The following is a 21,596-nucleotide window of genomic DNA, read 5'->3' on the forward strand; positions in this document are numbered from 1 at the left end:
CAGAGGCCCGCGCGGGCTCAGTGCCCGACGCTCTGGTAGTGGTCGAGTTGACGCCGCCAGATCAGGTAGGCCAGGGCGATCAGGACGCCGCCCAGGAGCGGGGCGGCCAGAGCCCAGGGGGCGTGGAGTTTGCCCAGGACGACGCTCGCGGGCACGTAGGCCACGAAGGCGACCGGTAGGACGAAGGTCAGCAGCCACTCGGTCACCCCGCCGAAGATCTTCATCGGGTAGGAGCCGAACCTGCTGAAGACGTCGTCGACGAAGACGCGCAGGGCGAAGGTGTCAAGCATGCGCAGCGACAGTGAGCAGAGCGCGAGGAAGAAGGCAGCCTCGATGAGGGCCCCGCCGACGACGGCCAGGAAGCAGAAGGCGATCAGCCAGGCGTTCCACCGGACCTGCGCGTTCTGGCTTGCGACGGCGAGCAGCGTCACGCCCACGAGCAGGTCGCCGAACTGGCCGATGCCCATTCTGTTGCCCATGAGCTGGACGAGCGGGTTCATGGGGCGGAGCAGGAAGCGGTCGAACTCCCCGTTGCGGATCACCCAGTGGATGTCGTTCACGCTGATCATGGGGATCATCGCCAGGGCGTGGGCGGTCAGGCGCAGGCCGTACAGGAAGGCGATCTCCGCCAGTCCCCATCCAGCCAGAGATGGGAAGGTGTGCATCACCACCCAGATGAAGGCGAACCCGGCGCCCTGCCAGACGGCGCCGCTGAGGACGCCGATCACGGTGTTCAGGCGGTACTGCATGGCGCCGCGGGCGGAGGCGCGCTGGAGGAGGAGGTACAGGCGCAGGGTACGCAGGATCTCAGCCACCCTGGATCACCACCCGTCGATGGGCCCGGGACCAGGTCAGCGCGAGCAGGGCCGAGAGTCCGGCAATCCACACAATCTCAATCAGAACAGGTCCTGAAATATCGGAAATGTGGCCGACGTAGATCGCCGCGGGGACGTACCCCATGTACTTGAAGGGCAGGATCTCGGCCAGCGTTCCCAGGAAGCCGGGAAAGAAGGCCAGCGGCACCATCGTCCCGGCGAAGAACTGGCTGACCAGCCGGTAGAGCAGTGAGATCGCCGCCGTCTCCATCGTCCAGAAGCCGATCAGGCTGATCAGCAGCACCAGTTGCACGGCGATCACGTACCCGAGCGCCAGGGTGACCACGTACCCGGGGCCGTTGACCGGCGCGGTGATCGAGCCGACCAGCAGGACCACCGGGACGACCGGGGCGAGCAGCAGCAGCCCGCCGCCGGTGTTGCCGACCTGGAAGGCGGCCATCTGCCTCAGGTAGCCGACCGGGCGGGCCAGGTCGAAGAAGACCATGCCGGTGCGGATGCGGTGGTGGATGATGCCGGCGACGATGGTCTGGGTGGCGAAGGCCTGCAGGTTGGCCAGGGTCAGGCAGGCCAGCAACGCGTCCAGCGTGAGCCCGGCGGCCGCGGCGCGCGAGCCGTACACCGAGGTCCAGATCATGCGCAGGAGGAACACCTGGGCGATCAGCGTGACGCACGTGATGACGATGTTGCCTCGGTAGGCCAGGGCCAGGCGGAAGCCGATGCGCGTCATCGCGTGTAGATGCCCTTGATCACGCTTTCCAGGTCCGGCTCCTCGATCGACATGTCGCGGATGGTGTGCTCGGCGGCGATTGAGGCGATCATGCCGGGCAGATCGTCGTGGATCTCGAACACGTAGCGGCCTTCGTCGTCCCGCGGCACCCCGCGCACCTCCTCCGGCGCGGACTCCAGCAGGACCACCAGCCGCCGTGGCTGGTCGACCAGCACGTCGATCGCACCGTCGAAGATGACCCTGCCGCGGTCGATGAGGACGATGCGCTTGCACAGCGCCTCGACGTCGGCCAGGTCGTGCGTCGTCAGGATCACGGTGGTACGCCCGGCGCGGTTGGTCTCCACGATGAACTCGCGCACCGCCGCTTTCGCCAGCACGTCCAGCCCGACGGTGGGCTCGTCGAGGTAGAGCAGCGGCGGTTCGTACAACACGGCCGCGGCCAGGTCGCCGCGCATGCGCTGGCCCAGGCTGAGCTGGCGTACCGGCGTGTCGAGGAACTCGTCGAGTCCGAGCAGGTCGCGCACCTTCTTCATCGCCGACTCGAAGCGCGGAGCCGGGACGTCGTAGAGCGAGCCCACCAGTCTCAAGGACTCGATCAGCGGCAGGTCCCACCAGAGCTGGCTGCGTTGGCCGAAGACCACGCCGACGTTGCGCGCGTTGGCCGCGCGATCGCGCCAGGGCACCAGGCCGTTGACCTCGACGGTGCCGCTCGTCGGGGTGAGGATGCCGGTGAGGATTTTGATGGTGGTGGACTTGCCGGCGCCGTTCGGGCCGAGGTAGCCGATGACCTCACCCTCGTCGATCTGGAGGCTGACGTCGTCGACGGCGGTCTTCTCCTCGTACTGGCGGGTGACCAGGGTACGTAAAGCCCCGAAGGGGCCGGAGAAGGTACGCGGCCGGCGAAAGACCTTGGTTAGCCCCTCGACCCGGATCATGCAGAAATCTTTTCCGCCGGGTGCGCAGCCTGCAAGTCATTTTCACGCCCTCTGGAGGCGTGCGGCGCGGGCGAGCCGCCCCTGGCTGATCAGGATGCCGAGGACGACCAGCACGCCGCCGGCGGGCTCGTTCCAGTGGATGGTCTCGCCGAGGACGAGGATGCCGAGGACGACGCCGACGACCGGCGTGACGTAGGTGACGGTGGAGGCGGCGGTGGCGCCCCACGCGGCGATCACCCGCGTGTTCCAGATGTAGGCGAGACCGGTTCCGATCACGCCCAGGGCCAGCATGCCGCCCACGACGGCGGGGGTCGCCTCGATGGGTTCGAACCCGCCGACGAAGGGTGCGAGCGCCAGGCCGATGCCGGCGGCGAGCACGATCTGACCGGCGGCGATGGTCGTGGAGTCGTACTGGTTCGCGCGCAGCAGCCGGCGGCTGAGGACGAAGGCGATCCCGTAGCACAGGCAGGCGCCCAGGCAGGCGAGCTGCGCCAGGAGGAGGGGGCCGTCGCCTGCGGCGCTGACGGCGTCCCAGGGGGCGGCGACGACGATGACACCGCCGGCCGCGATCAGCAGTCCCGCGGTGCGGGCACGCGTCAGCCGTTCGTCCGGCAGCACGATCAGCGACACCAGCAGCGTCGCGATCGGGGTGGTGGCGTTGTAGATGCTGGACAGCCCCGACGGAATGTACTGGCCGGCCCAGGCGTACAACAGAAACGGCACGACGCACAGGAACACCGAGATCGCTGTCAGCGCGCCCCACGTGCGCGCGTCACGGGGCCATCGGCGCCGGGTGACGAGCATGACCGCCGCCAGAAAGGTCCCGCCGAGAGCCAGCCGGCCGACCATGACCTGAGCCGGCGACAATCCGCTCAGCGAGACCTTGATGAACAGGAAGCTCGCCCCCCACACGATGGCGAGAGCCACGAACTGCGCGCCGATCGAACCGGCGCGCGCCGTCGAGTCCGCCAACGTCCCTACTCCTGTCTCCTGGTGGTGTTAGCGCCGATCGGGCTCGCGGTTCCCCCGACCGCCGCCCACGGCCTGCTTCCCGGCCTCATGCTGCTCTGGCGCGAGCATCTCCCGCACGTCCAGGTCAGGCTCTTCGAGGGCTCCGACGAGGAGATCGGGCAGTGGCTCGACGGCGGCATCGTCGACGCGGCCGTCCTCATCGACCCCGACCCGGTTCCGCAGGGCGCCGTCCGGGTGGCGACCGACACGTTCCAGGCGGTCGTCCGCCGCGACCACCCGCTGGCGGGCCAGGGCTCCATCGATCTCTCCGACCTGCTCGACGACCCGTTGTTGTCCTCGACGGCCGGCTGCGAGCCGCAGGTCAAGCGGCTCCACTCCCTGGCGGGTCTGCGATACCGGCCCGCGCAACGCATCCGCGAGCTGATGACGCTGCTGTCGATGGTCGAGGCCGGTCTGGGCGTCGCGGTCGTCCCCTCCCTGGCCGCGGACATGTTGCCCGACGACCTCACGCTGGTTCCGCTGCTGCCCCGGCTGGAACGCCATCTCGTCCTCACCGGCCCGGCCGCCCGCCCGTGGCACCCCCATGTCACTGCCATTCGGGACGTGTGCCGGCGCCCGGCGTCCGCGGATTGCGTGTCGCCCAAGGGCGTGGCTCGCTGACAGGCCGGGGATACAGTATCCGGAATGGCCGAATATGTCGGTGCGTGACGGTAGTGTGACAAACACCGTAGCTTCGGCCCCCGGCGCGGGACGTACCAACTTCCCCTGTTTCCCTGCGGCTCACAGCGAGAAGGACTACCGCATGTCCCAGACCAAACCCCCCAGTCCGACCGAGGAAACCGGCGGCGGCGAACCGAGCCTGAAGCAGGTGATGGGCCCCGGCCTGTTGCTGCTGTTCATCATCGGCGACATCCTCGGCACCGGGATCTACGCGCTGACCGGCGAGGTCGCCGGCGAAGTGGGCGGCGCCGCCTGGCTGCCGTTCGCCATCGCCTTCGTGGTCGCGTTGATCACGGCGTGCTCGTACCTGGAGTTGGTGACCAAATACCCGGAGGCCGCGGGAGCCGCCCTTTACGTGCATAAGGCCTTTGGCAAGCACCTTCTGACCTTCTTGGTGTGCTTCGCGGTGATGTGCTCGGGCATCACCTCGGCCTCGGCGGCGTCGCGGGCCTTCGCCGCCAACCTCTCCACCGGCTTCGGCCTGGACGCCGGCAACGGCGTCATCCTGCTGATCGCGCTGGCGTTCATGCTCCTGGTCCTGGCCGTCAACCTGCGCGGCGTCGGCGAGAGCGTCAAGATCAACGTCCTGCTCACCGCGGTCGAGCTCTCAGGTCTGCTGATCGTCATCTTGATCAGCATGTTCTTCATCTTCGGCGGGAACGCCGACTTCTCCCGCGTGGTCACCTTCGAGACCGCCTCGGACAAGAGCGTGTTCCTGGCGGTCAGCACGGCCACGTCGCTGGCCTTCTTCGCCATGGTCGGCTTCGAGGACTCGGTCAACATGGCCGAGGAGACCAAGAACCCGGCCAAGATCTTCCCCCGCATGATGTTCACCGGGATCGGGATCACGGGGCTGATCTACGTGCTCGTGTCCATCTGCGCCGTCGCCGTGGTCCCCGTCGGCCCGCTCTCCGAGAGCGAGACCCCGCTGGCCACGGTGGTGCAGACCGCCGCCCCCGACTTCCCGATCTCCGACCTGCTGCCGTTCATCTCGATGTTCGCCGTGGCGAACTCCGCGTTGATCAACATGCTGATGGCCAGCCGGCTGCTGTACGGGATGGGCAAGCAGGGCGTGCTGCCTCCCTTCCTGGCGAAGGTGCATCCGGGGCGGCGCACGCCGCAGGCGGCGATCGTGTTCACCACCGTGATCGCCCTCGGGCTGATCACGTTCGTCTCGCTGAGCCCCGACAGCCCGGTCGTGTCGTTGCTGGGCGGCACGACGTCGCTGCTCCTGCTGGCGGTCTTCGCGCTGGTCAACGTGTCCGTTCTGGTCCTGCGCAGAGACCAGGCGGAGACGGAGCACTTCAAGGCGGGACGCGTCCTGCCCGTGGTGGGCACGATCACGTGCGTGTACCTGGTGCTGCCGTGGTCTTCCGGGCGTCCTGCGGGCCAGTACGAGATCGCGGGCGGGCTGCTCGTGCTCGGCCTGATCCTCTGGGTGGTCACCTGGTACACCCGCAAGAAGGAGAACGCGAAGATCGGCTGAACGCGTCGGATCAGGCCGTCAGGCGTCGCGCCAAGAGCGCCGCCTGACGGCCTGATCGGTGTGCTGGTGCTCGGGGAGCCGTTCTCCCCCGTCGTGCTTCTCGGCGCCGCCGTGATTGTCGTGGCCGTGGCGTACGCTCACGCGGACATGAAGCCCTTACACGACGATATCCCCCTGCGGCGGGCCTGGCAGGAGGGCCGCCGCGTCTACGTCCGCTGCAGCCGCGACACCCGCTTCTTCCGGCGACTGCATCGGCTCGGCGCGAAATGGGACGAAGGCCGGAGCGCCCTGTGGGTCGGCTCCGCCAAGAGGGACCAGGTGGTCGAACTCGTCCTGGCCATGCTGGAGGCCCGGGCCGTCATGAACGAGGGCCGCTGGGCGGACATCCCCTACGACGCCACCGAGATCCACGATCACGCCCTGTTCGGCCTGCGGGCCGTCCACGACGAAAAGACGGGGCGCTACGCGATGCGCACCGACGAGCATCTCGCCGAGATCACCCGGCTCGTACGGGTGTGGCACGACGGCGGGAAGTCTCCCAAGTGATCAATTGGCCTGGAGTAGCCGGATCACGCAATTGGTTGCGAGCAGCATCAATCAGACAATCAGCGCTTCATTGATCAACTACACTCCCACGCCTGTCCACGGCCCTCCCGACGAAACCCCCGGAGCCTCCCCATCAACCGAATCCCCCGGGACGAGAGCAAGCGGCTGTCCCCCCTGTTAGAAGTCTCCGAACTGAGCGATTGGCGCCACCCCCTCGCCTCGGCCGCCGACGTACTCCTCCCCGCCCTGGCCGACGGCCCGTTACCCGACGCGCTCATCGACACCGTGATCGCCGCCCGCGACCCCGGCCAGCTCGGCCGGCTCGCCACGAACGAGTCGCTCATCGCCGCCAAGCCTGGGCTGCTCGAGCGGCTCACCGCCACCGGGCACACCGTGGTGGCGCGGGCGGCCCTGGGGCTGATCCCCGACAGACCGGGCACGTGGTCACTGCGCGCCCGCCGAGACGTCCTGGCGGCCGCCTGCGGCACCCACTGGACCGGCCCCAGGGGCGTACTCACCAAGCTGTCGCAGGCGCACGAGCCCCACGTTCTACGGCCCGCCGTGGTCTGCCCGCTGCCGGGCGCCGCGCGCACCGCCCTGAGCAAGGCGGGCAGCGCCCTCACCCGCGCCGAGCAGCTACGCGGCCTGCTCACCATCCACGACCACGACGGCGGGCCCGCGGCTCTGGGACTACTCGCCGACTTCTACGGACTGCGCCCCGAGGTCAAGGAGACCTTACGAGAGGCGCTGGCCGACGCCGGAGCGCTGCGGAAGGCGGTCGAGCTCGCCGAGGGCACTGACGGGCTGATCGAGGAGCTCTACGACGATCGCCTGCTGGGACGCGATGAGCACCTGGCGCTGCGCGACCAACTGGACTGGAACACGATCGCCGCCGCAGCCGCGGACCGGCCCTTCGATGAGAAGGCCACCGCGCTGCTGGTCGCGCGCCCCGACTTCCCCGACGAACTCCGTGCGGCCTGGTACCAGGTCCAGGCCATGGTGGTGGTGACCCACTCGGCGCGGGTGACCCCGGAACTGCTCGCCCTGGCCCCTGGCGGGCCGCGTGCCGCCAAGGCGGTCGCCGCCCTGGTACGCCGTGGACTGGAGGCCGGCTGCACCGCCGCGCAGGTGCTGGAGTCGGCGCGGCCCGCCGCCGCGGTGCTGGAGGCCGTCCGGCAGCCGCCCGAGGACGACATGCGAAGCAGCGCGTGGAACGACCTGGCGTCCCTGCTCGCCGACCTGGTTGGCGAGCATCTGGGAGAGGACGTCGAGGCGTGGCGGTCGGCGCGGGCGCTGCTGCCCCGGTTCAAAGGGACGATCCCCGAACTGCTCGGCACGTCCGCCACCCCTGTGAAGAAACCCAAGGGCGGCTGGCCCGGCGCGGCCGACATGCCCGCCGCGGAGCGTTCCTCCTCGGTCACCGGCGCGCGGGCGGCCTTCCTCACATTGGTGGACGCCGCACCCGCCTCCGCGCACGCCGCGTTGCTGCCCCATCTGGACGATCGCACCGTCTGCGACCTGTTCGGCCACGGGCGGTGGCGGATGGAGTGGATCGACCTCGCGGTGGCCGCACAGGAGCACCGCTACCTGCGGGTGCTGGCGAATCGCGGCTCGCTCACCGCCGACGCCGTCGAGATGCTGATGCGGCTGGACGACCCCGCCGTCAACGCCCGGCTGTTCCGCCGAAGCGGCGTCACGGCTCCGCAACGCGAGCGCCTGCTGTCCGGCCGTCCCATGCGAAAGGGCGCGACCGAGCCGCTTCCCCTCGATCCCGACCTGGTGAAAGACCTCATGGCACGCACCACCTGGTGGCGTGGGCGCGACCCGGTGGACTGCGCCGACCTCGAACTGCAACGGCACATCCTGCGCCACGTCCGGGTCCGCGGGATCGTCCCGCAGCTCAGGATGATGCTGAACCTGTGGGAGCGCCACGGCGCGGACGAAGTGGCCGCGCTGCTGAAGAACGAGCCGGAGGCGCTCTCCCACTCCCGCAAGGTCATCCGCAGGGAGGTCCGCAGGACCGTCACGAAGCTGCTGTCCAGACAGGACCGCGACACTGCCCTCGCCGAACTCCGGGAAACGGTCACCGAAGGCGAGACGGCCCAATGGCAGATCGCGGCGCTGCGCAAGCAACATTTCTCCGGAGCCGAGCTGTTCAGGGAGGCCCACCTCTGGCACTGGGCGGAGCTGCTGACCGAGCACGCCCGTCACCCGCTGCCCGCCCTGGCACTGAAGGGGTTGAGCCACGTCCCCGAGTGCCCCCAGGAGTTCCACGCGGAGAGCGGAGGGGTCGGCGACGACTACACGCCGGCGGAGGTCCGGCAGCAGCAGGCCGAGGGCAGAACGCCATTGGAGATCCTGCGCACCCGGGAAGTCTCGGCCAACCTCTGGAGCTGGCTGCTCCAGGCGGTCAGGTCGGGGGCGCTGACCTGGGACGACGTTCTTGAGCACGCGCACCCGGCCCGTGCCGTCCTGGCCGTGTGGGGCGAGCGCATGCGGACCGCGCCGGCCCCGCTGGTGCGTGGCCACCTCGACCCCAGCCCGGCGGCCTGGGTGCTGGCCCTGCGTATGTTGCCCGAATTCAGTGGATCGGTGGCCGAGCTGGTACGCACCGCGGCCGCCGCCACCGGCGTCGAAACGGAGTGAAGATGCCCTTTTACGGGAACGATGTCCCGGCTTTGGTGGAAGCCGCCACGGTCGAGGACTGGACCCGGCCGCTGGCCAGCGCCGCGGACGTCATAGAGAGCGTGCTCCGTGTGCGCCCGCGGCTCCCCGACGGCCTGCTGCGGGACGCGCTGGCCCTGCGCGAGCCCCGGTTCCTGTACGCCATGCTGGGCAACGTCCACCTCGTCTCCGATCCAGCCGCGCTGAACCGGATCGTCGAGCGGGTGCTGGTCGGCGACGTCGAGCCGTTCGTCGAAGCGCTGGCGTCCAGCGGAGCTACCGAGGAGCGCGCCGACGTGCGCGAACGGCTGGCAGAAACCGGGCATCCCGCGGCTATCAAGCGAGCTCACCGGTGGAACGCGGCCTGGTCATGGCGGCTGCGCCGCAAGGTCATCGCCGCCGCCGAGCAGCCGGATCTGTCGCCGGCGTTCAACTACGCGCAGCGCATCCTCGAAACCGGCAAGCCCGAGCTGATGCGGGTCGCCGAACAGCTCAACGCGCTGCTCGCCTTCCACGACCACACCAAGGGCGGCCTGGAACGGCTCGAACGCGTCGATGCCGAGCCGCTGCGGCCGGAGGTCGCCGACGTGCTCCGGACCGTCCTCGACACGGGCGACGCCGGTGTGCTGCGCGCGGCGGCCGAACGGGCCGAAGGCACAGAAGGTCTGCTCGCCGAGTTGTACGACGCCAAGACGCCCGGCGACCACCGCCGTTCCCTGCAGTGGCGCGAGCCGCTGGACTGGGCGGCCCTCACCGCCGCCGCGCGCAAGAAGCCGTTCGTCAAGGACGCCGCCGCGGCCGTGACCGCCCATCCCGACTGCCCGAGCGAGCTGCGTGCTCTGCTCTTTACCCGGCATCCCACGGCGGTCGCCGAGAACACCGCGCACCCGGACATGGAGCTGCTGAAAACCGACTGTCCCAAACGCAGCCGGCCCAAGGCGGTGCGGACCCTGATCCAGCGCTGCCCCGGCGAGGGGATCAACGGCGCCGCCCTGGTCACCGAGGGCGCCCCGGCCGTCGCGGTCCTGGAGGCGACGCGTACCCGCCTCGAAGAGCTCCAGGAGTTCACCGAGCGGCTGTCGGGCCTGGTCGAGGAGCACCTGGGGGACGACGTCGGCGCCTGGCGGTCCGTACGCGCCCTGCTGGGCGACTTCCCCGGCACCATCCCGGAACTGCTGGCCGAGGCCGCGGCGAACCCCGTCGACGGAGAGTGGCCCGAGACTGCCCCGTACCCCGAGACCTCAGCCCCCTCCTCGCTCTCCGGAGCGCGGGCCGCTTTCGTGACGCTGCTGGACACCGCCCCAGACGCCGCGCACGGCGCCCTGGCACCTCATCTCGACGCGCGGACCGCGCATGATCTCTACCGTTTCTGCGCCTGGCGTCCGGTCTGGCCCGACCAGGCGCTGGCGACCGCCCCCAAGGATGGGGTGTCCCCAGCGTGGATCCTGTCCGGCCGGCCCGGCCTGGAGGCGGAGACGATCGAGCGGCTGATGAGCGCTGCGGATACCGAGATGCTCATGAGGCTGTTCTGGCACAACAGCATCACCGATGACCAACGCGTCCGGATCATGTCCGTCGCGGCGGAGCAGCTGAGCCAGACGAGTTGGCCCGAATACGCAGAAGGCTGGCGTCTGACCGATCTCTACGCCTGTCCCGACCACGAGCTCTTCCAGCGGATCCTGCGCTCTGTGTATGTCCTCGGGCGCATCCCGCAGTCGCGGATGTTCCTGCACGTCTGGCGGACATGGGGTGCCGAGAACGTCGCAGGGATGCTCGTTCGCGAGCCTGTCAAGTACTCCACGTACGACGGAACCCGCGAGGTGTTCAAGGACCTGCTGGCCCGTCCGGATCGCGAGACGGCTCTGGCGGAGCTTGAAGCGCAGGTCGCGGCGGGCACCACCGCCGAGGCCCAGATCGCGATGTGGCGCACCCGCAGGGACCGGGCCGCGATGATCAAGGAGACCCACCAGTGGCACTGGGCGGAGTTGCTGGCCGAGCATCGCCGCGAGCCCTTCCACAGCGACATCATCGGCCTGCTGCTTCGTGTGCCCGACTGCCCGCAGGAGTTCCGCCGCGAGGCCAAGACCGTGCTGCTGACCTTCGAAGCCAAGGAGTACCGCCGGCTGATGACGGGCATGCCGCCCGAGAAGGTCCTCGCCGAGTTCGAGGCCGACGGCCGCTGGTTGATCTCCGCCATTGAGGCGGGCCGTATCACCTGGGCGCAGGCCCTGGAGCATGGCTTCCCCGCCGGGTCGGTGCTCAACAAGCTCAGCGGGCGCGGCGACGACGCCGCGCACGAGGCGCTGAAGGCCCTCATGCGCGACACCATCAAGGACAGCCCGGACGCCTGGCTCCTGGCGGTGGGAATGGTGTCGGGCTTCACCGGATCGGCCGCCGAACTGCTGCGCACCGCGGCCGCCGCCGCCGGCGTCGAAACGGAGTGAAGATGTCTGGTTACAACTGGGGCAAGGTCCCGGCGCTGGTCGAAGCCGCCACGGTCGAGGACTGGACCCGGCCGCTGGCCGGAGCCGCGGACGTCATCGAGGAAGTGCTGCGAGTCAGCCGGCGGATCCCCGACGGCCTGCTGCGGGACGCGCTGGCCCTGCGCGAGCCCCGATTCCTGGCCGCCGTGCTGGATAACGCCCAACTCGCCACGCTGGACCGGATCGAGCAGGTGCTGGCCGGCGACATCGAGCCGTTCGTCGAAACGCTGATGTTCGGCAAGGCCACCGGAGACCGTGCCGACGTGCGCGAGCGGCTGGCCGAGACCGGACATCCCGAGGTCATCAAGCGCGCCCACCGGTGGGAGGCGGCCTGGTCGTGGCGGCTGCGCCGCAAGGTCATCGCCGCCGCCGAGCAGCCGGATCTGTCGCCGGCGTTCAACTACGCGCAGCGCGTCCTCGAAACCGGCGAGCCCAAGCTGGGGCTGGTCGCCGACCAGCTCAACGCGCTGCTCATGTTCCACGACCACACCAAGGGCGGCCTGGAGCGGCTCGAACGCGTCGACGCCGGGCAGCTGCGGCCCGAGGTCGCGGGCGTGCTGCGGACCGTCCTCGACACGGGCGACGTCGATGCCCTGCGCGCGGCGGCCGAACAGGCCGAAGGCACAGAAGGTCTGCTCACCGAGTTGTACGACGGGAAGACGCCCGGCGACCACGGCAGATCCCTGGAGTGGCGCGAGCCGCTGGACTGGGCGGCGCTCACCGCCGCCGCGCGCAAGAAGCCGTTCGTCAAGGAGGCCGCCGTGGCCGTGACGGTCCGTCCCGACTGCCCGAGCGAGCTGCGCGTTCTGCTCTACGCCCGGCATCCCACAGCGGTCGCCGAGAACGCCGCGCACCTGGACGTGGAGCTGGTGCGGACCGAGTGCACCAAGCGCAGCCGCCCCAAGGCGATGCGGACCCTGACCCAGCGTGGGCTGGGCGAGGGGATCAGCGGGGCCGAGCTGGCCGCCGACGGCGCCCCTGCCGTCGCGGTCCTCGAGGCCGTACGGAACGTCCCGAGAAAGCACGCTGCGGCGGTCGAGGAGTTCACCGAGCGGCTGGCGGACCTGGTCGACAAGCACCTGGGGGAGGACGTCGGCGCCTGGCGGTCCGCACGCGCCCTGCTGAAGGACTTCCCCGGCACCATTCCGGAACTGCTCGCCGAGGCCGCCGCGAACCCCGTCGAGGGGGAATGGCCCGATGCCGAGAACAACCCCTATTCCTGGGTCCCTTACGAGGTCACCGGCGTGCGGTTCGCTTTTGCGACGCTGCTGGACGCCGCCTCCGACGCCGCGCACGGCGCCCTGGCACCCCATCTCGACGTGCACACCATGTTCGATCTCTACCGTTTGTGCGCCTGGCGTCCGGCCTGGCCCGGCCAGGCGCTGGCGACTGTCTCCAAGCGTCGGACGTCCCCGGCGCGAGTCCTGGCCGGCCGGCCAGGACTGGAGGCGGGGACGATCGAACAGCTGATGAGCACCGCGGACCCCATGGTGCTCCTCCTGCTGTTCTGGCACGCCGCCTGCACCGACGACCAGCGCGCCAGGATCATCGCCGTCGCGGAGGAGCGGCCGAACCCGGAGGCGGCATTCCCGGCCCGGCCCGAACACGCCCAGAACTGGCGGGTCGCCGATCTCCACGCCTGCTCCCATCGCGGCTTCTTCGACACGATGCTCCGCACCGTGTACGTCCTCGGGACCGTCCCGCAGTTGCGGATGTTCCTGCACGTCTGGCGGACGTGGGGGGCTGAGGAAGTCGCCGGGATGATGTCAAAGACGCCGGTCGATTTCTCCACGTACGACAAGTCCCGCGAGGTGATCGAGGAGCTGCTGAAGCGGCCGGACCGCCAGTCGGCGCTGGCGGATCTCGAGGCGCGGGTCGCGGAGAGCACATCCGCCGAGGCCCAGATCGCGATGTGGCGCACCCGCAGGGACCGAGCCGCGATGATCAAGGAGAGCCACCAGTGGCACTGGGCGGAGCTGCTGGCCGAGCACCGCCGCGAGCCCTTCCACAGCGACGTCATCGGCCTGCTGCTTCGCGTGCCCGACTGCCCGGAGGAGTTCCGCCGGGAGGCCGACACCGTGCTGCTGACCTTCGAAGGAAAGGAGTACAGCCGGCTGATGTCGGGCATGCCGCCCGAGAAGGTCCTGGCCAAGTTCGAAGCCGACTGGTGGCTGGCCCCTGCCATCGAGCGGGGTCGCGTCACCTGGGCGCAGGCCGTGGAGCACGGCTTCCCGGCCGAGTTCGTGCTCAGGCAGCTCTGCGAGCACGGCCGGGACGACGGCGGGTACGAGGCGCTGTCGGCCCTCATGCGCGACACCCTCAAGGACAGCCCGGACGCCTGGCTCCTGGCCGTGGGCATGCTGCCGGGGTTCACCGGATCGACCGGCGAACTGCTGCGCACCGCCGCGATCGCGGCGGGCTGAGCGCACCCGCCGGATTGTCGGTGGCGATCAGTACGGTGCAAGTGCCAACGACACGCACGAGGGGGAATGGTGAGCACTGCGCTCGGGCAACGGCACGCCGACCAGAAACGCGTCATCGACCTCACCGACCGGCGCGCCCTGGCCGACCACGAGCCCGCCGACCCCGCCGTCATCGAGCAGGCCCACCAGCTCAAGGAGGCCGCGCTGCTCGACTTCGGCATCAGGGACAGCGCGGTGGCGTCGTGGCTCTACGCCAAGTGCCACTACCAGATCCCGACGACCGCCGTCCCCACGGCGGCGGTCGTCGCCTCGGGCGACGGCACCTGCCTGCTGCTCTACAACCCCGATTTTTTCGTCGCCCTGGGCATCCACGGCGTCAAGTTCGTGCTCTACCACGAGGCCCGTCACCTCATCCAGCGCCACCTCTACGTCGATGAGGGGCTGCGCACCGATCCGCTGTTCACCGTGGCCACCGAGGTCACCATCAACCATGTGGTGCTCACCCGGCTGCGCAGGTCCGAGCTGCCCCGCTCGGAGGAGGACGACAAGATCGGCATCGACCCGAGAGACGTCCACCGGCGCTACGCCGCGGATCTGCGCGCCCAGGGCCTGAGCCCGCTGTCCTACGACGAGTTCGTCGCCACCGACCTGTCGGTCTACGGAGAGCTCAAGCGCATGACCGACCCGCCGGTGCCGCCGCCGCTCTGCATTCACATGGACGGCGGCGACGGCGACGGCGTCCCGATGGATCCCGAGACCGTGGAGCGGGTCGCCGGGGAGGTGCTGGGCGAGGTCATGCGTCAGGCCCTGGCCGGCAACGAGCAGGCCCGCTCCGAGCTGCTCAACCTGGCCGAGCGCACCGAGGGCGGCGGCGACCGGCTCACCCGCATGTGGGGCACCCTGGGCCTGGCGGCGCTGCGCGGCGAGACCCCGCGCACCCGCAGGGTCGAGTGGTGGAAGCGCTGGCTCGTCGACACGCTGGCCTCCAAGCTGCGCGAGGGCGAGCGCCTGGTCTACCCCAAGAAGCTGGGCGCGGTGATGCTGGCGCTGGGGCACGACCCGATGTTGTCGCGGCGCGGCCCCGAGCGCACCAAGGTGGTGCTGGTGGCCATCGACACCTCAGGGTCCATGTCCGACGAAGTAGTCGAGTGGCTGACCACGCTCGTCGGCCAGACGGAAGGCGTGGAGACACACTGGCTGAGCTTCGACGGCAGGGTCATGCCGTTCGTCGCGGGCGAGCGGGTGCTGGGCGGCGGCGGCACGAACTTCCAGAACGTCGTCGACTACGCCGAGGGCCGCCTGGAGGTCAACGGCCGCGCGTTCGAAGCCACCCCCGACGCCGTGATCATGGTGACCGACGGCTACGCCGCGCACGTCACCCCGGCCGATCCCGACCGGTGGATCTGGCTGATCACCGATCACGGCGACACCTGGCCCGAGACCCACCGGCCGCCGATGGCCTGCCACCGAGTCGTCACCGGCGACCGCTGATCCTCCTGCCCCACGAGACAGAGAGACCCCACACGTGACCATCACCGAGCCCGCCCCCACGATCCCCGCCGGCTGGAAGCCCAACGCCACCTACCCCAAGCCGCCGAAAGAGACGGCTCGCCCCCGGCTGGAGCGCTTCATCGACGCGATGCTGTCCATGGGGCAGACCGGGCAGGTCTTCGGCGAGCACGGCATCGGCAAGACCTCGACGTTCATGTCGTACATCCCCAAGGCCTATCCCGGCACCGAGGTCGTGCTGATCCCCGCCGCCAACCTGACCCCCGACGACCTGCTGGTCAACGCGCCGGTGCGCGACGACCGCAGCGGCGAGCTCGCGCTGCGTCAGCTCCTGATGCGCCAACTCCGGCCCGGACGGCCCTTCGTGCTGCTGATCGACGACTCTCTGCAGGCCGGTGACACGATCCAGGCGCAGCTCATGCAGGTCGCCTGCAACTGGACGCTCGGCGAGCACGACCTGCGCGCCATGGGATGCGTGGGGGTGTTCCTCACCGACAACGAGTCGGCGGCGGAGACGAGCGCGCGCCGCAGCGACCTGGCCGTCCTCGACCGCATGGTGACCATCCGCATCACCGCCAACGACACCAGCTGGCGGCACCACCTGGCGGCCCGGCACGCCGGCTGGGATCTCACCGAGGTGTTCCGGCTCTGGGCCGGGCTCAGCCCGTACCTGCGCCATCTGCTTTCCCCGCGCACGCTGGAGCACATCCTCGACTGCGCCCGCGAAGGGTTCCCGCTGCGGTGGGGGCTGCCGCTGCTGAACGGCAGCCGCATCGAGCTGTCCGAGCCGCAACAGAACGGGTCGCCGGGCAGAGACCGCACCAGCGAGATCCTCGACCGCATCGCGACGGCGGTGGGCGCGGCCAACCCGCGCCGCGTCGCCGACCCGGTGCGGCGCATCCTGCGGGCGGCCGTGCGCAACCGGTGGGCGGTGCTGCTGCAGGGGCCTCCCGGCTGCGGCAAGACCGAGATCACCAAGCAGGTCGTCGCCGAGGAGATCGGGCGTCCTCCGGTCTACTTCTCGCTGCCGGTCACCAACGTCGAAGACCTGTGCGTGCCGATCCCGACCTCTGACGGCACGCTCGACGTGCTGCTGACCCGGTCGCTGCTCGGGCCCGACCCCAAGGTGCTGGTCTGGGACGAGTACAACCGGCCCAAGGACAAGTCGACCTTCGCCAAGCTGATGGAGGTCACCCAGGAGTGGTCGCTGGCCGGGCGCCCGATCCGCAACCTGCGCGCCCAGGTCGCGCTGCAGAACCCGCCCTACCACCTGGGCCGCAAGCTGCTGGTCAGCTCCAACAACGTGGCCCAGGCGAGCCGGTTCACGGTCAGCTACGAGGTGCGCCCCGAGGACATCCCGGCCAACCAGTGGCTGATCGACACCTACGGCGAGGTCGCCGAGGTGGTGCTCGACTGGTGGAAGAACGACATCGACGACGAGGGCCGCGAATGGGTGACCAAGCGCACCCTGGAACGGCTGATCAAGCTCCACCAGGTCGGCGAACCCCTGGAAACCGGCCTGATCTACCTGGGAGAGGGCGAGTACGCCCCGATCCCGCTCGCCGGGCTGCGAGAGCGGCTGTCGGGGCGTCGGTCGATCGGCATCCGCGAACTCGCCGCCGAGACCGACGCGTGGGAGGCACGGCTCGCAGCGGCGGCGTCGGCTTCCAGCGAGGGCACCGCCGACTCCGACACGGTCCACCAGATCTTCGCCAACGCGGAGGTGTCACAACTCCGCGAGCACATCGAGGTCGTGGCCCGGCTGCTGCGCCACCTGCCCCCGAAGCTGCGCGCGACCTACCTGGTGGGCCAGACCGAGGACAAACAGCGGTTCTGGGTGGACGCCTTCGCCAAAATGGCAAGGGGATAGCCGCGGCGCGATGGGCTTGCCACCGCACGATGGCGAAGGGGTGGCCGCCTTCGCTGGGATAAGGAGTGGACCTCAGCGGTTGTAGAGCCTGCGCGCCCACAGGTATCCGGCCAGGGCGATGACCGCGCTCCAGACGGCCGCCTCCACGAAGCTGGAGCCGGCGGGGCGGCCGGTCAGCAGCGCGCGCAGAGTCTCGATGACGGAGGTGAACGGCTGATGCTCGGCGAACCAGCGCAGTCCGGCCGGCATCGACTCGGTCGGGACGAAGCCGCTGCCGAGGAACGGCAGGATCATCAGCGGCATCGGCAGGTTGCTGGCCGTGGTGACGTTCTTGGAGACCAGGGCGAGCGCGACCGACAACCAGGTGATGGCGAAGGTGAACATGGCCAGCACGCCGACCACGCCGAGCCAGTCCAGCGCCGAGGCGGACGGGCGGAAGCCGATCAGCATGGCCGCCACGGTCACCATCGCGATCGCGATGAACGTCTGCACCATCGCCCCGAGCACGTGCCCGGTGAGCACCGAGACGCGGGCGATGGCCATGGTCTTGAACCTGGCGATGATGCCCTCGGCCATGTCGGTGGCCACCGAGATCGCGGTCCCCTGCGCCGCGCCGGCGATCGTCGTGATCATGATGCCGGGGGTGAGGTAGCCGGCGTAGGCGGCGCGGTCGCCGCCGATGCCCACGCCCATGGTGCCGCCGAAGACGTAGACGAACAGCAGCAGGAACACCACGGGGACGCCGGCGAACGTGAGAATCAGCGAGGGGTAGCGCCAGATGTGTTTGACCTGGCGGCGCAGCATCGTCGCCGAGTCGGTGACAGCTCTCATCGGGAGGGTTCCTTGGTCAGGGTGAGGAAGACGTCGTCCAGGTCGGGGGTGTGCACCGACAGTTCGGCGACGTCGACGGCCTGGGCGTCCAGCCGCTCCAGAAGCTTCCTCAGCGTCTTGACGCCGCCGGAGTCGGGGATCTGGACGGTGAGCGCCGCGTCATCGCGGGAGGTGGCGCCGAGGTGGGGCGCCGCCCTGTGGAAGCCGTCGGCGTCGGCGAAGCGCACGACGATGTGGCCGCCGGGGACCAGCCGCTTGAGCTCGTCCGCGGTGCCCTCGGCCACCAGCTCTCCCTGACTGAGCAGGGCGATGCGGTCGGCGAGCTCGTCGGCCTCCTCAAGGTACTGCGTGGTCAGGAAGATGGTCACGCCATCCTGTTTGACCAGATTTCTGATGATCTGCCACATGGTGCGGCGGCTGCGTGGGTCCAGGCCGGTGGTCGGCTCGTCGAGGAAGATGAGTTTGGGCGTGCCGACCATGGTCATGGCGAGGTCGAGCCGGCGGCGCATGCCGCCCGAGTAGGTGACCGCCGGCTTGTGTGCGGCATCGGTGAGGTCTAAGCGCTCCAGCAGTTCGCGGCTGCGCTCACGGCCCCTGGAGCGGCCGAGGTGGAGCAGGTCGGCCATGAGCCGCAGGTTCTCCTCGCCGGTGAGGAACCCATCCACGGCGGAGAACTGCCCGGTGACGCCGATCGCGGCGCGCACCTTGTCGGGTTCTCTGGCCAGGTCGTGCCCGGCGACCCTGATCTCGCCCGCGTCGGCCTGGATCAGGGTGGACAGGATCTGCACCGTGGTGGTCTTGCCCGCGCCGTTGGGGCCGAGCAGGGAGAAGACCGTGCCCTGCGGGATGGTGAGGTCGATGCCGTCCAGGACGCGGTGCGAGCCGTACGACTTGCGCAGTCCCGTCACCGAGATGGCGGGGGTTTCGGTGGTCCGCACCGGACTCAACCTCGGTCCCAGGTGACGGGCAGACTGCGCACGCCGTACACCTGCGCGGGGTCGGTGCGCAGCGGCACCTCTTCTGCCGGGACGGCGAGCCGCAACGCCGGGAATCGGGCGAGCAGCGCGGGGAAGGCGACGCGCATCTCGACGCGGGCGAGCTGCTGGCCGAGGCACTGGTGGATGCCGTGGCCGAAGGCGAGGTGCCCGGCGGCCGAGCGGCGCAGGTCGAGCACGTCGGGGTCGGGGAACTTGGCCGGGTCCCTGTTGGCGGCGTTGACCGCGATGATGACCGTGTCGCCGGCCTTGAGCTTCCTGCCGCCGAGCTCGACGTCCTCCAGCACCCCGCGCATGCCCGTGGCGGCGATGGACAGGTAGCGCAGCAGCTCCTCCACGGCGTTGTCGGCCAGGCCGGGGTCGTCGCGCAGGGCGGCGAGCTGCGCCGGGTCGCTCAGCAGGGCGAAGGTGCCGAGCGCGAGCATGTTGGCGGTGGTGTCGAGGCCGGCGCCGAACAGGAAGGCGGCCACGCCGCCGAGCTCCTCGTCGGTCAGATCGCCGCCCGTGGCCAGGTCGCTGAGCAGGTCATCGGCCGGCTTCTGGCGCTTGGCGAGGACGAGGCGCCGCAGGTACTCGCCGAGTTCGGCGAAGGCGGCGAACTGCGCCTCGGGGGCCCCTGCGTCCGAGACGGCCCCCGCCTGGGCCTGGAACCGCTCGCGGTCCTCGAACGGCACGCCGAGCAGCTCGGCGATCATCAGGGCGGGGACGGGCTGGGCGAAGACCTCGACGAGGTCGGCCGGCGGGCCCTGCCGCTCCATCACGTCGAGCCGTTCACGGGTGATCTCGGTGACTCGCTCGGTGAGCAGGTTCATCCTGCGGACGGTGAACTTGCCCGCCAGCACCTTGCGGAAGCGGGTGTGCTCGGGCGCGTCCATGCCGGTCAGGTCGCCGACGGGGGCGGGCGGCAGGTGCCCGCCCGCCAAGGGGTGGTACTGGGTTTCGTAGCGGGAGCTGAAGTGCGGGGCGGCGAGGATCTGGCGGACCAGGTCGTAGCCGGTGACCAGCCATACGCCGGGGGCGCCCTCGGGCGCGGCCAGGCGGGCGATCGGCTGCTCGGCGCGCAGGGCGGTGACCTCGGGCGCGGGGGCGAAGGGGCAGGCGGGTGCGCGGTCGAAGGACGGGACGACCGGCTCGTCGCGATAGTACGTGTTCGACATATCTTGAAAGCTACGTTGCATTCAGGATAATCGTCAATTCAAGATTCACATATACGCAGATCACTGCGCGAAAACTGATGCAATGACGCTAGAAGCGAATGCAACGAATCGTTGCAATGGATGCTCGCGAACGCAATAATGGCCTCATGCCAGGAGGAAGGTTGACTCAGCGGGACCGCCAGCGCATCGCGACCGGCCTCACAGAAGGGCTCTCCTATGCCGAGATCGCCAGGCGGCTCGACCGGCCGACCTCGACGATCAGCCGGGAGGTCGGCCGCAACGGCGGCCCCAGCGGTTACCGGCCCGAGCAGGCGCACCGGGCGACAGAGCGGCGGGCACGACGCGGCACACCGGCTCCCCCACCCGCGGCCGGACGGCCGGACGGCGAGGCGGGCGAGGTGGAAGACGTCGTCGAGATGGCGGTCAGGATGGGGCTGCCGAAGATGATGGCGCGCGTGCTCATCGGCCTGTGGCTGAGCAAGAACGGCAGGCTCACCGCAGCCGAGCTGACACGCAGGCTGAACGTCAGCCCGGCCTCTGTCTCCATGGCCGTGGGCTACCTGACCCAGCAGGGGCTGATCAGGCGCGAGCGCGATCCCCAGCGACGTCGCGACATCTACGTGGTCGACGACAGCGCCTGGTACCACTCGGTGACGACCGGCTCGCGGCAGACGCTCGAAGCGGCGGAGTTCGCCAAGGCGGCGGCGCAGACGTACGGGCTCGACACGGTCATAGGGCGCCGGCTGGCCAAAGGCGGGGCGTTCCTGGAGCGGGTCAGCCTTGACACGCTGGAGTCGGCCGAGCGCTGGCGCGACCTCCTGTCGTGACCGTACCCATGGTCGAACCTCCGGTTGTTCAGGGCCAGCTCACTTCGTCGCTGTTGACTTTGAGCGGCTGGGGGACCGCCTGTTCGAGGAACCTGATGAATCCGACGGTGACCGACCCGTCGCCGTTCACATGGTTGGCGTGGACCTTGGTGGCCATCCAGCACAACAACTCGCCGACTCCGTCGAACTGGTCGGGGTGCAACTCCTGCCGAGAGGTCACCGCCCAGCCCGCCGGGTTCTCCCGCCTGAAAAGCTCGGAGAAAACCGCACCGCCCACCCGAGCGGCCGGACCGCGCTGATTCAGCAGCGACTCGGGACGGTCGACCGAAATCCACTCGTCGGTCTCCTCGTCGAAGGCCATGGCCGGGAACTCCGTCACGATGCTCAGGGTCTCCGGCTGCGGACCGAACCCCAGGTGCCAGCAGAGATCCGCCAACTCCCCTTCGGACAGCTCATCACGCAGATCCAGCGCCAGCGTCACCTCATGAACGTCGCTCATGGTCAGGGACGCTACACACCCCCTCCGACAACGCGGATTTCCCGGCCTCCTCGGGATCAATGCACGCAGACGGCCCGCGTCAGGAACGGCGGGGCTGATGATCTGCGGATACGCAC

The 21,596-nt window shown here is 69.8% G+C and carries 18 protein-coding genes; 9 read left to right on the forward strand and 9 right to left on the reverse strand.

Features of this window, described 5'->3' with window-relative positions; translation table 11 throughout:
- Positions 1-17: 17 nt before the first annotated feature.
- Genes ACFOY2_RS48315 through ACFOY2_RS48330 form a run of 4 tightly spaced genes read right to left on the reverse strand, consistent with a single transcriptional unit; the run spans position 18 to position 3,470 of the window.
- Entirely contained in the window at positions 18-815 is a 798-nt protein-coding gene (locus ACFOY2_RS48315; RefSeq protein ID WP_379534911.1) for an ABC transporter permease, read from the reverse strand.
- A complete protein-coding gene (locus ACFOY2_RS48320; protein ID WP_379534912.1) occupies positions 808-1,563 on the reverse strand; it encodes an ABC transporter permease in 756 nt (251 codons plus the stop codon). Before ACFOY2_RS48320 ends, ACFOY2_RS48315 begins: the two co-directional genes overlap by 8 nt.
- Positions 1,560-2,498: an ABC transporter ATP-binding protein gene (locus ACFOY2_RS48325; RefSeq protein ID WP_379534913.1), complete on the reverse strand. Its 939-nt coding sequence runs from the start codon at positions 2,496-2,498 to the stop codon at positions 1,560-1,562. The genes ACFOY2_RS48320 and ACFOY2_RS48325 overlap by 4 nt, the downstream gene beginning before the upstream one ends.
- A gap of 42 nt (positions 2,499-2,540) precedes the next feature.
- Positions 2,541-3,470: a DMT family transporter gene (locus ACFOY2_RS48330; protein WP_379534914.1), complete on the reverse strand. Its 930-nt coding sequence runs from the start codon at positions 3,468-3,470 to the stop codon at positions 2,541-2,543.
- 21 nt (positions 3,471-3,491) lie between these two features.
- Between ACFOY2_RS48330 and ACFOY2_RS48335 the strand changes: the two genes are divergently transcribed.
- Together ACFOY2_RS48335 and ACFOY2_RS48340 are read left to right on the forward strand one after the other, a co-directional pair.
- The gene (locus ACFOY2_RS48335) at positions 3,492-4,130 is read left to right on the forward strand and encodes a LysR family transcriptional regulator substrate-binding protein (RefSeq protein ID WP_379534915.1); all 639 of its coding nucleotides are present in this window, start codon (positions 3,492-3,494) and stop codon (positions 4,128-4,130) included.
- Positions 4,131-4,272: 142 nt separating this feature from the next.
- A complete protein-coding gene (locus tag ACFOY2_RS48340) occupies positions 4,273-5,676 on the forward strand; it encodes an APC family permease (RefSeq protein ID WP_379534916.1) in 1,404 nt (467 codons plus the stop codon).
- An 18-nt stretch (positions 5,677-5,694) separates the two neighbouring features.
- On the opposite strand, the gene ACFOY2_RS48345 is transcribed toward ACFOY2_RS48340, so the two are convergent.
- Complete coding sequence (locus ACFOY2_RS48345; RefSeq protein WP_379534917.1) at positions 5,695-5,817, reverse strand: hypothetical protein; 123 nt, start codon at positions 5,815-5,817, stop codon at positions 5,695-5,697.
- Between the two features lie 6 nt (positions 5,818-5,823).
- On the opposite strand from ACFOY2_RS48345, the gene ACFOY2_RS48350 reads away from it, so the two are divergent.
- The 6 genes from ACFOY2_RS48350 (at position 5,824) to ACFOY2_RS48375 (ending at position 17,171) form a co-directional block, all read left to right on the forward strand.
- Complete coding sequence (locus ACFOY2_RS48350) at positions 5,824-6,222, forward strand: hypothetical protein (protein ID WP_379534918.1); 399 nt, start codon at positions 5,824-5,826, stop codon at positions 6,220-6,222.
- Between the two features lie 285 nt (positions 6,223-6,507).
- The gene (locus tag ACFOY2_RS48355) at positions 6,508-8,868 is read left to right on the forward strand and encodes a hypothetical protein (protein ID WP_379534919.1); all 2,361 of its coding nucleotides are present in this window, start codon (positions 6,508-6,510) and stop codon (positions 8,866-8,868) included.
- Positions 8,869-8,870: 2 nt separating this feature from the next.
- A complete protein-coding gene (locus tag ACFOY2_RS48360) occupies positions 8,871-11,330 on the forward strand; it encodes a hypothetical protein (RefSeq protein WP_379534920.1) in 2,460 nt (819 codons plus the stop codon).
- Between the two features lie 2 nt (positions 11,331-11,332).
- Positions 11,333-13,792 (forward strand): hypothetical protein, encoded by a 2,460-nt coding sequence (locus ACFOY2_RS48365; RefSeq protein ID WP_379534921.1) that lies wholly within the window; start codon positions 11,333-11,335, stop codon positions 13,790-13,792.
- A 66-nt stretch (positions 13,793-13,858) separates the two neighbouring features.
- Entirely contained in the window at positions 13,859-15,283 is a 1,425-nt protein-coding gene (locus ACFOY2_RS48370; protein WP_379534922.1) for a DUF2201 family putative metallopeptidase, read from the forward strand.
- Positions 15,284-15,317: 34 nt separating this feature from the next.
- Positions 15,318-17,171 carry an AAA family ATPase gene (locus ACFOY2_RS48375; protein ID WP_379534923.1) on the forward strand — a complete coding sequence of 618 codons (1,854 nt, stop codon included), beginning with the start codon at positions 15,318-15,320 and terminating at the stop codon, positions 17,169-17,171.
- 72 nt (positions 17,172-17,243) lie between these two features.
- Here ACFOY2_RS48375 and ACFOY2_RS48380 read toward each other — a convergent pair whose 3' ends face one another.
- Genes ACFOY2_RS48380 through ACFOY2_RS48390 form a run of 3 tightly spaced genes read right to left on the reverse strand, consistent with a single transcriptional unit; the run spans position 17,244 to position 20,154 of the window.
- Entirely contained in the window at positions 17,244-18,002 is a 759-nt protein-coding gene (locus ACFOY2_RS48380) for an ABC transporter permease (protein ID WP_379534924.1), read from the reverse strand.
- A complete protein-coding gene (locus ACFOY2_RS48385; RefSeq protein ID WP_379534925.1) occupies positions 17,999-18,940 on the reverse strand; it encodes an ATP-binding cassette domain-containing protein in 942 nt (313 codons plus the stop codon). Before ACFOY2_RS48385 ends, ACFOY2_RS48380 begins: the two co-directional genes overlap by 4 nt.
- Before the next feature lie 5 nt (positions 18,941-18,945).
- Positions 18,946-20,154, reverse strand: coding sequence for a cytochrome P450 (locus ACFOY2_RS48390; RefSeq protein WP_379534926.1), 1,209 nt, complete (start codon positions 20,152-20,154; stop codon positions 18,946-18,948).
- 161 nt (positions 20,155-20,315) lie between these two features.
- On the opposite strand from ACFOY2_RS48390, the gene ACFOY2_RS48395 reads away from it, so the two are divergent.
- The gene (locus ACFOY2_RS48395; protein ID WP_379534927.1) at positions 20,316-20,981 is read left to right on the forward strand and encodes a helix-turn-helix domain-containing protein; all 666 of its coding nucleotides are present in this window, start codon (positions 20,316-20,318) and stop codon (positions 20,979-20,981) included.
- 28 nt (positions 20,982-21,009) lie between these two features.
- Here ACFOY2_RS48395 and ACFOY2_RS48400 read toward each other — a convergent pair whose 3' ends face one another.
- Complete coding sequence (locus ACFOY2_RS48400; RefSeq protein ID WP_379534928.1) at positions 21,010-21,480, reverse strand: hypothetical protein; 471 nt, start codon at positions 21,478-21,480, stop codon at positions 21,010-21,012.
- Positions 21,481-21,596: the final 116 nt, after the last annotated feature.

The sequence above is a fragment of the Nonomuraea purpurea genome, from assembly GCF_042650645.1.
In the GTDB taxonomy this organism is placed as follows: Bacteria; Actinomycetota; Actinomycetes; order Streptosporangiales; family Streptosporangiaceae; genus Nonomuraea; species Nonomuraea purpurea.

Coding starts and splice junctions, on each gene's coding strand:
- ACFOY2_RS48320 (WP_379534912.1), bottom strand. CDS start 1,563: ATGACGCGCATCGGCTTCCGCCTGGCCCTGGCCTACCGAGGCAACATC.
- ACFOY2_RS48325 (WP_379534913.1), bottom strand. CDS start 2,498: ATGATCCGGGTCGAGGGGCTAACCAAGGTCTTTCGCCGGCCGCGTACC.
- ACFOY2_RS48340 (WP_379534916.1), top strand. CDS start 4,273: ATGTCCCAGACCAAACCCCCCAGTCCGACCGAGGAAACCGGCGGCGGC.
- ACFOY2_RS48350 (WP_379534918.1), top strand. CDS start 5,824: ATGAAGCCCTTACACGACGATATCCCCCTGCGGCGGGCCTGGCAGGAG.
- ACFOY2_RS48360 (WP_379534920.1), top strand. CDS start 8,871: ATGCCCTTTTACGGGAACGATGTCCCGGCTTTGGTGGAAGCCGCCACG.
- ACFOY2_RS48365 (WP_379534921.1), top strand. CDS start 11,333: ATGTCTGGTTACAACTGGGGCAAGGTCCCGGCGCTGGTCGAAGCCGCC.
- ACFOY2_RS48370 (WP_379534922.1), top strand. CDS start 13,859: ATGGTGAGCACTGCGCTCGGGCAACGGCACGCCGACCAGAAACGCGTC.
- ACFOY2_RS48380 (WP_379534924.1), bottom strand. CDS start 18,002: ATGAGAGCTGTCACCGACTCGGCGACGATGCTGCGCCGCCAGGTCAAA.
- ACFOY2_RS48390 (WP_379534926.1), bottom strand. CDS start 20,154: ATGTCGAACACGTACTATCGCGACGAGCCGGTCGTCCCGTCCTTCGAC.
- ACFOY2_RS48400 (WP_379534928.1), bottom strand. CDS start 21,480: ATGAGCGACGTTCATGAGGTGACGCTGGCGCTGGATCTGCGTGATGAG.